Source organism: Bacteroides luhongzhouii, assembly GCF_009193295.2.
GTDB classification, from domain to species: domain Bacteria; phylum Bacteroidota; class Bacteroidia; order Bacteroidales; family Bacteroidaceae; genus Bacteroides; species Bacteroides luhongzhouii.
Genome location: NZ_CP059973.1, coordinates 2516832 through 2529555, shown reverse-complemented (window position 1 = coordinate 2529555; position 12724 = coordinate 2516832). Strand labels below are relative to the sequence as shown.

General features: G+C 41.1%; 8 protein-coding genes. 1 reads left to right on the top strand and 7 read right to left on the bottom strand.

Annotation, left to right across the window (positions count from 1 at the left end; all coding sequences use genetic code 11):
- Window positions 1-77: 77 nt before the first annotated feature.
- From GD631_RS09115 to GD631_RS09085, 7 genes are all read right to left on the bottom strand, one after another.
- Entirely contained in the window at window positions 78-2888 is a 2811-nt protein-coding gene (locus GD631_RS09115; RefSeq protein WP_143259138.1) for a sensor histidine kinase, read from the bottom strand.
- Between the two features lie 193 nt (window positions 2889-3081).
- A complete protein-coding gene (locus GD631_RS09110; protein WP_143259137.1) occupies window positions 3082-4290 on the bottom strand; it encodes a beta-helix domain-containing protein in 1209 nt (402 codons plus the stop codon).
- 43 nt (window positions 4291-4333) lie between these two features.
- A complete protein-coding gene (locus GD631_RS09105) occupies window positions 4334-7048 on the bottom strand; it encodes a TonB-dependent receptor (protein WP_143259136.1) in 2715 nt (904 codons plus the stop codon).
- A gap of 276 nt (window positions 7049-7324) precedes the next feature.
- Entirely contained in the window at window positions 7325-8221 is an 897-nt protein-coding gene (locus GD631_RS09100; protein ID WP_004315639.1) for an AraC family transcriptional regulator, read from the bottom strand.
- 34 nt (window positions 8222-8255) lie between these two features.
- Window positions 8256-9596 carry a mechanosensitive ion channel family protein gene (locus GD631_RS09095; RefSeq protein WP_143259135.1) on the bottom strand — a complete coding sequence of 447 codons (1341 nt, stop codon included), beginning with the start codon at window positions 9594-9596 and terminating at the stop codon, window positions 8256-8258.
- A gap of 37 nt (window positions 9597-9633) precedes the next feature.
- Window positions 9634-10662, bottom strand: a complete 1029-nt coding sequence (locus GD631_RS09090; RefSeq protein ID WP_143259134.1) for a DUF4435 domain-containing protein — start codon at window positions 10660-10662, stop codon at window positions 9634-9636.
- 23 nt (window positions 10663-10685) lie between these two features.
- The gene (locus GD631_RS09085; protein ID WP_074556833.1) at window positions 10686-11549 is read right to left on the bottom strand and encodes an AAA family ATPase; all 864 of its coding nucleotides are present in this window, start codon (window positions 11547-11549) and stop codon (window positions 10686-10688) included.
- 236 nt (window positions 11550-11785) lie between these two features.
- On the opposite strand from GD631_RS09085, the gene GD631_RS09080 reads away from it, so the two are divergent.
- On the top strand, window positions 11786-12703 hold the full coding sequence (locus GD631_RS09080; RefSeq protein WP_074556834.1) for a DMT family transporter: 918 nt from the start codon (window positions 11786-11788) through the stop codon (window positions 12701-12703).
- Window positions 12704-12724 lie beyond the last annotated feature (21 nt).

Here is a 12724-nt window from a genome sequence, read left to right as displayed (position 1 = left end):
TTATATAAAAGAAACGGTCTTGGTTTAGATGTCGACTGACATAAAACCAAGACCGCTTCTTTTATATAAAAGTTTCTTTACTGGGCACAACACATCTCTTCCACCACAATTACTCCGGGAATAGTAAACCAGAACCGTGATCCTTTTCCTTTTTCAGAGTCAACGCCAATACATCCTCCCAATTGTTCAACTATGCTCTGACAGATAGAGAGTCCCAATCCAGTGCCGTGTACAAAAGAATTAAGCTTCACGAAGCGTTCAAAAATATGCGGTAACTGCTCTTTATCAATACCAATACCCGTATCTTCGACATAAAACTCCAGTTCTCCTTCTTTTAGTTTATATCCAACATGAATACTCCCTTCGGAGGTAAATTTCATTGCATTATTAACAAAGTTAGAGATTACTTGATGTATACGGTTACGGTCACTAATGACATGACAAACCGGAAGATGATCATCAAATACCAGCTCCACCTCCTCTTTCGCTTTCATGCGCATAGAGCGGACAATATCCTCACACAACAAGTTTACATCTACATCCCCATTGGTAAATTCAAACGTACCAGCTTCAATCTTTGATAAATCAAGTATATCTGAAATAAGTTGCAGCAAGAGATCATTATTCTCACGTACAATCTTAACATACTCCTGACGTTCTGCCAGGTCTGCAGTTTCCACCAGCAAGTCGGAGAAGCCAACAATAGCATTTAGCGGTGTACGGATTTCATGACTCATATTTGCAAGGAAAGCACTTTTCAAGCGATCCATCATCTCCGCTTTATCGCGTGCCTGAATCAGTTCAGCTTCGGTTTCTTTCAATTCTGTAATGTCATAGTTGATACCGATGATTTCTATTTCGTTTTCCTCCGGTTTATAGTTAGTGACCATCACATTACTACTCACCCAATTCCATTCATTCTTTGTTCCAGGACGACGGATACGCATCTCACCCTGAAAATGCCTTCTTTTTCCATCTCTGACCTCATCATAAAAATCGAGGAAACGTTGACGGTCTTCAGGATGCATATTGGTATAAACACCCACAACCTCATCCAAAAGTGCATCTTCCTCCTCACCTAGATTTTTATACCATTGTTTTATGGCATACCCTTTACGATTCAAAAGATTCAACTTGGCATAACCTACTTTTGCATAATCGGATATCATCAGGAAGAAATTCTCAAAATCACGGATACGATTCATTGCATCAATCCGTTCTGTATTATCAATGCTTATTAAAATATATCCGCTGAAGTTACCCTCATTATCATATAACTTACTAACCTTCGAATATAGTTCTATCACATTAGAACGGTTTGTTTCATAATACCCTTCCGTCTGTTCAAAAGAATAATTAAGCCTGAAATCTACCAAATCTTCATTCCGTACACGATCACGGATGCTCTGTGGTACATTCGGATTCTCAAAAAAATTAACCCCTATCACATCCGATTTATTCACCACACCAAATATCTCCAGATCTTTATTATTCAGATCCATCAAATAGCCGTCCTTATCGTAGATTTCTACCCCTGCCGGGATATTAGCAAAGATATTCTTAAAGAGCTTTTCGCTACGGTCCAATGCCCGGTTAGCCTGCACCGATCCCGTAGAATCGAGGAACAAACCAACTATTTCATCCTTTCCGGGAGAGTAAATAACCCAATGCGTATATCGTTCCGTTCTAGAAAAATACTCATCTTTCTCCCTATAAGAGTTACTTCCCAAAATTTCTTTCAGGAAATCAACTTTTTGGAGATAGTCAGGATGATTTTCAGATGCCAAAGCACCAATGTAGGATTCTAAAGGATGACCAAAGAAGGTTGAACTAACCTCATTCGCGTCCGTCACCCGATAATCACAAGGTTCATTATTCCCGTCACGGATAATGGATATACGTATATATCCCATCGGCATAAAATGAAACAGATTATTCAGGAAAGTCTGTTCACGAACTACCTTGTCTTTAGCCTTACGCAACTCAATACAAATGCTTATGATATTTCCCAATGAGGAGAACCATTGAAAATCTTCATTAGTCCAGTCATGGTAATTTTTCACTAAATCAATACCCATATATCCCCAAACATGGGCACCTGCCATCAAAGGAGTAACCATCAAAGATCGAATCCCTTGGACAGCAAGTATCTGATACTCATCGACTGCTTCTTCAGGCAACTGTTCCAATGTATCCAGGACAATAGGTTTGCCGGCTAATATCTGTTCGCTCCACCATCTCGATTGACTGGTAGGTATGCCTTGCAGAGTCTCTTTTTCTGCTGATACTCCTTCGGAAACAACCTCATAAGTGCAGCTATGATGAGTATGACTTTCATCATATTCAAAAATATAAACACGACCTTTTCTATTATAAAGATTCAGAATTTCCTTTAAAATATCTGCTATACAGGAATCAACTTCTTCATCGCGGAGAAAACGAAGCAACGACTGTGAAACAAAATTCTGACGGCGAAGCAAGTCATTCACACGTCTCAATGCATCCCTTTGATCTTCTTCCTTAGGAGCCTCAACACGCTGGATTATTCCAAAAGACTTATCACCTCCATTAACTCCTATACCTTTCTCACGAAAAGCCAGACGGGTATGTAACCAGACCTCGCCATATTTTGAATGAATAGGGAAAGTTTGTTCGTAAAAGTCCTTATGAATAGAAGTATTTGCCCGGAATTCCCTGGCAATCTGTTTTCGGTAATCTTCACGTATCAAATTCGAAAAATCCGAAACAGAGATAGTGTTACCATCCAACCCCAAAAGGTCACAAAGATAATCGGAACATAAATAATATCCTGCCGTTAAATCTACTTCCCACCACCCGATTTGTGCAAGAGAAGCCATTTTTTTGTATCGTTCGTTGTCTGTTTGCATATTTTGTATCATTGTAAGATAATAGGTCGACAAATATACAAAAAAGGCAATCACTCATACCATAAAGGAGCAAATAAAAAAGCTAAAAGAAGATTACGTAAATAAATAAATAGAATATGGGAGAATCTGTTTATTACAAATTCTCCCATATCTCCTAATTGAAAAAGATACACTTTGCTACTCTATATCTTGCTTATAAGGAAGAGAAATTATATCCGCTCCAAGTGAACAGGGATACATCTGCACCAGTATTCGTAGTTGGCTCGGTAAATGTATTTAATATACCGTTCAGCTTATTCTTAAAACTCAACGTGTGGGTGATACTGACGCTGGAAGCTGCATTTCCTGCACCTTTACTGTCACTCATATCAATCAAATCGATTGTACCACCTGAACCTTTGACAAGGGCATTGGTGATAGTAGCCTTTGCTCCACGACGAATCTTAATCACATCTTGCATACGGTCTACATTATCCGTTGTATTTGCAGCATTATTTACGATCGTCATATTTTCAACCGTAAAGTCCGACTGGCGTAAATGATCCGGATAAATGCCATCCAAGTTACCGTCTGCTTCAATGCCGCGTGGATCTGCTTCTGTACTGGTATAACCGCTTTCCCAAACACCATAGCAGTTTTTCAATTTACCGGAATATCCTTGAGTGAAGTCGAACATATCATCATCCGGGTTCACAGCCAACAGATTGGTTACATTCACCGTACCGCCAAAGAATTCGATGGCATCATCCGCACTCTCAAGAATGTAGATATTCTCAATCCTGGTACCATTTCCAACGCCATTCAGTGTCAATCCGTTGTGTTCGATATCAGCAGTAGAGCGGGCACCGGCATAGCAGATTTTCACATAAGTCAGTGAACCGGAATTGTCATTATCGACACTACCACCGTATTTATAGTTATTGTCGATTTCCGTCAGACCTATATCACTCTTATTAGCGTTCGAACCGGAAATCGGAGCTTTACCATTGATAATAATTCCTCCCCAATAACCGGATGTAGGAGTTGTTGAATTGGCTGTGAAAACAATCGGTTTATCAGCTGTACCGTCAGCATAAAGTTTACCGCCTTGTGCTACCAGCAGATAACTGCTGAAACCTTCGCGAGCCTTAATCGTTGTTCCGGCAGGGATATTCAAACGCCCTCCATTTTCAATTACTACCGTTCCGTTCAGAATATATTCCTTAGCTTCCAGTGTCTGTTCTCCGGTCAGCGTGCCGGACAGGATATTTTCACCCACAACAATAGAGCTACCGGTCCCACCGTTGTTTCCACCATCTCCGTTACCATCACCGTCTCCGTCACTATCACTGCTACATGCAGTCAATGTAAGTGTTGTTGCCATAACGGCAAACGTCATAAAGTTCACAAACAATCTTTTCATTTTGCTTTCATTATTAGTTAATAATCTTATTTCATCACCCGGCTTAGAATGTACACGACACTCCCAGGCTTATATTTATTCCTTTCTTATAATCATTCAGTATCACCTTTTCTCCGTTTTCGTTCGCTTTGCGGCTTAACTTATAAGAGGGATTCAACAAGTTACGAGCTTTCAGGTTAAGTGAAAGATGCTTGTTCAGTTTGGCTTGAGACACAAAATCCAATGTCAGGATTCCCTGTTCCATCATATCCTGATAACCCTGTGTACCAATGGTATATATCTTATCACTCACATAATTAAGTACCAATGTATTGACAAAACTACGTTCTCCTTTCATGAAGTTATGCGAGAGGTCGAAATTGACAATCCACGGTGCAGCTCCTTCCAGTTGCGAACCGGTAGTAACCGTTGCCAAAGGCATTTTTGCATTCGTGTAGATATAAGAGCCATTCAATCCCAAAGAGAGTTTATTCATTCCGTGCGCAGCATTACTCACCGGACGGACAAACAGATTCTTACGTATTTCCACTTCCACTCCGGCTACAGTTGCCTTATCCGCTATATTCTCATAAGAAAGATAACCTCCGGCGCTTGCCACTTCTATGCGGGATATTGGATTCTTGGTAAGTTTATAGAAAGCCGTGAGAGAAATCAACTCGGTCGGAGTGGGATTAAAGTCCCATTTCAGATCAAGGTTATAATTATCCGAAGGTTTCAGATTAGGGTTACCCTGACTGTTGAAGTTCACACCGACATAACGATAAGGAGATATTTCCTTTGCCTGCGGAAGCGTATATGTTTTACTAGCTCCCAAGCGAAGCGAGTTTTTATCATTCAGATTGTATTTGAGATTCAAGCTGGGCAGGAAATAATCTTTTTGAATGGTATTGTTCCCTTTAGAACCTCCACGATTCACATTATAATCCACTTCAATATCTACCTTGTCGTATTTCATTCCCAGATTCACAATCCAACGGGGAGCAAACTGGTAGGTAGCCTCGACATAAGCAGAATGGATATTCTTTTTTACGGTATATTCATCTATATTCTTCTGTATCTTGAACCAGTCGGAAGCAAAGTTTTCCTGATTATAATAATCGTCAAGCGAGAAGTCATCCAAAGAAGGGATGGTAGAAACATGTCCTACAGTCAGGTTATACTCCGTAGCTTTGAAGTTATCATCTACGAACCTGCCTGTATATCCGAAACGGACATTCGAAATCTCTTCTATATTATCTTTCAGACGATAGACTAAACCTGCTTTTACATTCAAGTCGTCTTCATCTAAAGTTGAGAAGTAGCGCTGTTGTGAGTTACCCCTTAGCAACGTATAGCCATCTTCCGCTTTAGTCAGGTTATTGATACGACGATCCGGTTCATACCCTTTCACCATATTATAGGAAGCACCTGCATCGAGACTTAATGATTTGCTCAATCCCCAGTTAGTCATCAGTTGGTTAACGATCAGCATATTATCATTCGTTTGTTGACGACGGGTGAATCCGAGGTTTTCATAGTCGTCACTAAAAATCGAGTTCTTACCATTGTAATCACCTACCGACTGAGTATTGGCATGAATCATCATAAAATTATAACTGATGTGATGACGGTTCTGCATATCATAATCCACATTGGCAAGTGCCAGTTGACTGATATTCTCCGCATACTTCTTACCATTCATATCTTTGTAGACCGTACCACTGGTAGTTGTATTACGTATGATTTCATCCGTATACTGATAGTCCGTCGTATGTCCGGCGGTCAGGAAGAAAGAAAGCGGATTTTTGTCTTTTCCGACATAGAATCGTTTACCTCCGGAAATACTGTAACTCCGGTTGATTTGAAAATGTTGAGCGGAAGGATCTAACTTATTTCGGAAGTTCCATGAGTTTTCATCGGCAGGTTCGGTGCGATTGGCAAAGCCCATGAAGTTCACTCCATCCTGTTTCAGAAAATCGGCTGCTACCGTTTGTGTATTTAAACCACCGGAAATGCCGAATCCCAAGTTACCGCTGCCAATTAGTTCTTTGGATACGATATCAATAGTTGCCCCTCCGACATCGCTACTGCCTCCCGCATTGAATGCTTTATTTACACCTACAGACTGAATAATGTCTGTACCGAAAAAATCAAGAGAGATATTCTTATATTCCGGGTCTTCGGAAGGAAGAGCAAATCCATTAAAAGTAGTTGCATTGTACCGGTCTCCCAATCCACGGACAAAAACATTTTTCACTCCGTCTTGTTTAGACACTCCGGCAACTTTCGTCACAGCACCTTCTGCATCCGAAACGCCCTTGCGGGAAAGCTCCCTGACACCAACAGATTGTACGGCAATTACTGCTTTTTGCTGTTCGAGCAACAGCATATTCTCATTTTCCCTATTCTTCTTAGCTACAACCACCACATCGGCAAGTTCCTGCGCATCGGTTTCCAGCTCCAAATTCAGTATCACCAGTTTTCCATTCTCCACACGCACTTTACGGCGCACTTCTGTTTTGTAGCCTACATATTTAATCTCAATATCATACATACCTTCCAGAACGCCCATGCTGTTCAATTCGAAATTACCCTCCATATCGGTCACTGCTCCCGCTTGAGTTCCGAGCAAACGTATCGTAGCTCCTATCAAAGGTTCCTTGGATAGTTTGTCTTTTACAGCTCCTTTAATCTTGATATTGGCAGCTAATGCGGGAAGTACACACAACAGACAAAAGAAGACTGCCACTGAAAATCGGATAAGAAATAGTTTTTTCATCTAACTTTGCTCTACGTTTTAATTACGCTGGCAAAGATAGAGGGCGGGCATTACAACCGTAAGACGAAAAAAATACAATCTATTGAAAGAGTCATTGCAAGATGATGACAAGATGTTACAAACGTATTATCAATCAGTTACAGTATATGGACAACCCGTTTTACAGGCAGATTTAAAATCGCAACTTCGTACATTTATCTCTCATTACGATTAATTTCATGCATAACGAAACCTAATTCTCCGCATCCGATGAATTAGTTCATCAGGAAGAATGCGCTAAATCAGTTTCTTTTTTTTACGGTAGTTTTCACGGAATTCTTTAGGTGAACAACTCTTTTTCTTCTTAAAGATCCGGTTGAAATTGGAAAGGTTATTAAAGCCGCACTCATAACAAATCTCGGCGATGGACATCGTAGAATCTACCAGTAACCGGGAAGCAAAGCCCAGCCGAATATCAATGATATAATCAGAAAGGTTCTTTCCGGTACGCAGTTTGAAGAAGCGGCTGAATGACACATCCGTCATCCCCACCATATCGGCCAACTGCCCCAGACGTATTTCTTCTTGATAATGTGTATTGATATACTCCTGCACTTTCTGCACACGCCGGCTGTCCGAATGGATATCTATCTTGGCAAAAGACGAGCTGGACAAGGTACGTGCTTCTTCTTCAAAGAGAGAAAGTTCATACAGTATCGTCATAAACTTAATGACCGCATAAAATCCTTGTTTCTCGGAAGCAAGCGTATCCAGTAACGGATATATTTTGAGTATGGCAGACATCGGGAAACAAAGCCCTTTTTGTGCTTTATCCAGCATTCGGCGGATAGAGTCAAACTGATTCTTATTGATAAAACTCTTGAAGAAAAGGTCGGAAGAAAACTGAATCGTAATCTCCCGTATCTCTTTCGAATGGCAGTCGTTCTGTTCCCAAACGTGCTCCAAGTCTTTTCCTGTTATCAACACCAAATCATAATCACCTATCACTTCGGAAGAATCTCCCACAATCCGCCTCACTCCGGCAGCTTTTTCGGTAAAATTCAATTCAAACTCGGAGTGATTGTGTATAGGATAAGTGAATTCCGTTTTATAACGCTCCGCAATGTAAAAGCAATCCTTATCTGATAAAGGAGTGATTTCACGGATAATCTGGTTGGATAACGGTGTAGTCATAGTAATAGCAATTTATAAGCGTTTTATCGTTTGATTAGTTTTCTATCTTTACCCCTATCCGATGCAGGTCTGCCCCCGACGGGTTTTGGAAGACACGCAAGTCAAATTCGGGAATAATGGCAAGCACATGATCGAAAACATCTGCCTGTATACCTTCGTAGGCAACCCACACTTTATTGGCAGAAAAGAAGTAAAGTTCCAACGGGATACCTGTTTCGGTGGGCTGAAGCTGACGTACCATGCAGGTCAGGTCTTGATTGACGGTAGGCAGATTCTTCAGATAATTAGTCAGATAGGCCCGGAAAATTCCCAGGTTTGTTTGCCGGCGTCCATTCACTAACACGGAGTTGTCGATATGATGTTCCTTATTATACTCTTCCACTACCTTTTCCGTTTCATCTACATAGTCTTTCAACAGTTGTATCTTCCGGTATTTTGCCAACATTTCCGGCGTACAGAAATGCACACTAGTCATATCTATATTGATAGAGCGTTTCACACGACGTCCGCCGGATTCCTGCATTCCCTGCCAGTTTTGGAAAGAATCACTAATCAATAGATAAGGAGGAATGGTGGTGATGGTATTATCGAAGTTACGTACTTTAACGGTATTCAATGTTACTTCTATCACTGTACCGTCCGCACCATATTTCGGCATCGTGATCCAATCGCCCACCTTCAGCATATTATTGGCGGAAAGTTGGATGCCGGAGACAAATCCCATGATACTGTCCTTGAAAACCAACATCAGAACCGCAGCGGAAGCTCCCAATCCGGTCAGCAACACCACCGGACTTTGCTTTATCAGAATACTGATAATGACGATAGCCCCAATAAAGAAAAGAATGACTTGCGCTGTCTGTAAAAGTCCCTTCAATGGTTTGTCTTTATATTGCTCGCGCGCGCTATATACCAGATACACAGCCGTAAACAAAGCACTGACGAAGCGAAGAAAGACTGCAAGGATATAAATCATACAAAGTCTTCGAAGAAAATCAAGCAAAGCAGAGTCTGCATGTTCGGGGAAGGCAATAGGAATAGATATATAAATCAATATAGGTGCCACCATCCTGCTGATGTTCACCATTACTTTATCATTAAATACAATATCATCCCAAGTAGCTTTTGTCTGTCTCACCAATTTGGCTACGGTACGCAGAATAATCTTGCGGCAAATCAGATTGGCCAGTAATGCTATTCCAATAATAAACAATAAGATGATAAAGTTATCAATCTTATCAGCCATAGCTTCATCCACTCCCATCGAGAGCAAAGCATGATTCACTTCTTGCATCACTACATTACCTGCCTCTTCCGGTTGCCCGTTTGCCAATGCAACACTCACTGTATCAACCACTTCTTTTACTTCTTTCATAAGCAATCGTCTCTCTCTTTTTTAGTTTTTCCTTTATTTATGATCTCTGTTTCTTTTCTTCTTTATTCTTTCCTTCTTCCAAATATTCACTGATATCCTGCCGTAGCCAATCATAATGGAAGAGTCGTTTGTAGGCTACATTCTTCTTGAGCATGATTTCTACGTTCACCTGACTATTCTGATAACAAGTCAGTTCGTTTCTGAATTGCTCATTGTGTTCGGCCAGTCGCTTGATTTCCTGTTCCCGCTCACGGCGCAGCACGGTGCAGACCGGAATCAGTAATTTCATTACCACATTATCCATCACATGGTGTCCCTGCATATACAAGTAAGTAGTTTCCGGCACCAAGCCCAGCTCCTTAAATTCAGTCCGCAATCCATTCACCTGATTGATGTTATGGGGGAATTTCTTTTCCAACTCTGCCAACTTCTGATTAACCCGTTGTTGAAGGGATCCCAAACTCTTTTCCGGATGTCGGAGATTAATCTCGCGCAAAGAAGTATAGGTATGGAAATCGTACATGGGGAAGGTGTAAGTATCCCGTTGGCGATAAAACCATACGTTCCAGAGAAAAAGCGGATATACAATTTCGGAGTACTTCTTCAGGTAGAAGTTGAAATCTAAAATGGAACGGTCATTCAGCGTAGCCTGCACACATACTTCGTGAAGGCTTTCGGCAAAACAATGATAGTTCTCAATGGCATAGGTATAAGTCTGAAAAATATACCTGTTCCGGTTGATTTTACGGGAGGTATTGGTAGCTCCCTGCAACAGGAAATCATAGTCACTGTCAACACAGGCAATCAGACTTCTCCCCAATTCAGCAGTATTCAGCGTGTTCATGAGTACCATCTTTTTTCCTTTTGCCAGAGAAGTGGCCGAAGGAAGCATCACCTGGAAATAGTGTTCGTCGTCTTCAAACTCTTCAAGCAATGTGCGCCAGAAAGCGATGTCGTCATAGCTTTCTACGTAAGCGATGATACGGCGGCGGGCTTTCTTCGGATAAAGCTTATGGGCAGCATTGAAATAAGAAGAAGTCAGATTATCTCGTAGTGAAGTTGCCATTTGTTTTTATTACAGATTACGATTTACAAATTACAGTTGGAAGAATCCTTGTCGAGCTTGTACCCTACGGTGGTAGATATATCGCTTACTTCTGTCACGGCATCCAGCCAGCCTTCCATAATGACGGCAGGCGAATGGGTAGTCAGGATGATCTGCACATTCGGATTCAGTTCACGTATCATAGCAATCAGTTTCTGCTGCCATTCTATATGAAGCGAGGCTTCCGGCTCATCCATAAACAATACACAATGGCTGTTGTCCTGCACGAGTACGGTCAACAGAATAACCAGCATTTGCTTTTCACCGGACGACAGTTTATAAGGAAATAATAGTTCACCATCCTGATAGAAAGCGATATCGTTCCGTTTCCTGTCTATCTTTTTACGTGTATAGCTGAACAGTTCGTCAATCATATCCTGAAAACGACGTTTGGCTACAGACAATGTAGCTGCCTTACGACGCTCTTCTTCATCAATGCTGGAAAGCATTTCAATCATCTTATTACCAATGTTGACCTGATAATCGAGGTAACGGCGTTGCAACAAATAGAGTTGCCAGTCCAGTTCAGACTTTACATTCTTGTCTGCCATGCGGGCTGTGAAGTCACCCATAATCAGAGGACGGTCGTAGCTCCGGATTACATCATAAGGAATATAGGTTGCCTGAGGATTGTCGAAAAAGAGACGCACTCCGTTCTTCTCATCACTTTTCATTTCACCGGAAAGTTCTTCGAGGTATCCCACCGAACGGTTCAGAATAGTAGTCTTCCCCACTCCATTGATGCCGGAGAGGATGTTCACATCGGGACGCAAGTCCCATCCTATGTTAAAGCGTTCCCATAGTCCGTGTATCTCGATACGACGGATATAATTAGCTTGTTGTTCCATAATATTCAAGTTTAATCAAGGCAAATATAAACAAATCATACGATAAATGAATCACGTTCATAACAGTTTTCAATAAAGGTAACAAATAAAAAGAATGACGCAGGTAATGTGGATTCAGATTTTATCCACATTACCTGCAGATTGGAAAAATATAAAAATAAAAGACTACCTTTGCAACCGTTTTCTTCGTTTGACTGTTATTCACATAAGAAGATAATAGATTAATTAATATCAACATGAACAAAAGTAAGAACCTGAATGGTCATCTTTTTGCACTTACAGCAAACATCATGTGGGGATTGATGTCTCCCATAGGTAAGTCAGCTCTTCAAGAGTTTTCCGCAATTTCAGTTACCACGTTCCGTATGGTGGGGGCAGCAGCAGCTTTCTGGATACTTTCCATGTTTTGCAAACAGGAACATGTGGATCATCAGGATATGCTGAAAATCTTCTTTGCTTCACTGTTTGCGCTAGTGTTCAATCAAGGAGTGTTTATTTTCGGGCTTTCTATGACTTCTCCTATTGACGCTTCTATCGTAACTACCACTCTACCGATTGTAACAATGGTTGTAGCAGCCATTTACTTGAAAGAACCTATTACCAATAAGAAAGTACTGGGAATTTTTGTAGGTGCTATGGGAGCGCTCATCCTCATTGTGAGTAGCCAGGCAGGAAGCAACGGAAACGGAAGCCTGATTGGCGACTTGCTTTGTCTCGTTGCGCAAATCAGCTTTTCCATATACCTGACTGTATTCAAGAGATTGTCTCAACGATATTCGGCAGTAACGATTAATAAATGGATGTTCATATATGCTTCAATGTGCTATATTCCGTTCTCCTATTATGATATCTCTACAATTCAATGGACTTCTGTTTCCACAATTGCTATCATACAGGTTTTGTATGTCGTATTAGGAGGTAGTTTCCTTGCGTATCTCTGCATTATGACTGCGCAGAGACTGCTTCGTCCTACGGTAGTCAGTATGTACAATTATATGCAACCGATCGTGGCTACGATTGCGGCAATTGCGATGGGTATCGGAAGCTTTGGCTGGGAAAAAGGAATTGCTGTCGCACTCGTATTCCTGGGAGTATATATTGTGACTCAAAGTAAATCGAGAGCTGATCTTGAAAAAGCAGAAAAGCCTCATTAATAGTATAAGCGGGTAGAAAGA

Coding starts and splice junctions, on each gene's coding strand:
- GD631_RS09090 (WP_143259134.1), bottom strand. CDS start 10,662: ATGGCAACTTCACTACGAGATAATCTGACTTCTTCTTATTTCAATGCT.
- GD631_RS09080 (WP_074556834.1), top strand. CDS start 11,786: ATGAACAAAAGTAAGAACCTGAATGGTCATCTTTTTGCACTTACAGCA.
- GD631_RS09100 (WP_004315639.1), bottom strand. CDS start 8,221: ATGACTACACCGTTATCCAACCAGATTATCCGTGAAATCACTCCTTTA.
- GD631_RS09115 (WP_143259138.1), bottom strand. CDS start 2,888: ATGCAAACAGACAACGAACGATACAAAAAAATGGCTTCTCTTGCACAA.
- GD631_RS09105 (WP_143259136.1), bottom strand. CDS start 7,048: ATGAAAAAACTATTTCTTATCCGATTTTCAGTGGCAGTCTTCTTTTGT.
- GD631_RS09095 (WP_143259135.1), bottom strand. CDS start 9,596: ATGAAAGAAGTAAAAGAAGTGGTTGATACAGTGAGTGTTGCATTGGCA.
- GD631_RS09110 (WP_143259137.1), bottom strand. CDS start 4,290: ATGAAAAGATTGTTTGTGAACTTTATGACGTTTGCCGTTATGGCAACA.
- GD631_RS09085 (WP_074556833.1), bottom strand. CDS start 11,549: ATGGAACAACAAGCTAATTATATCCGTCGTATCGAGATACACGGACTA.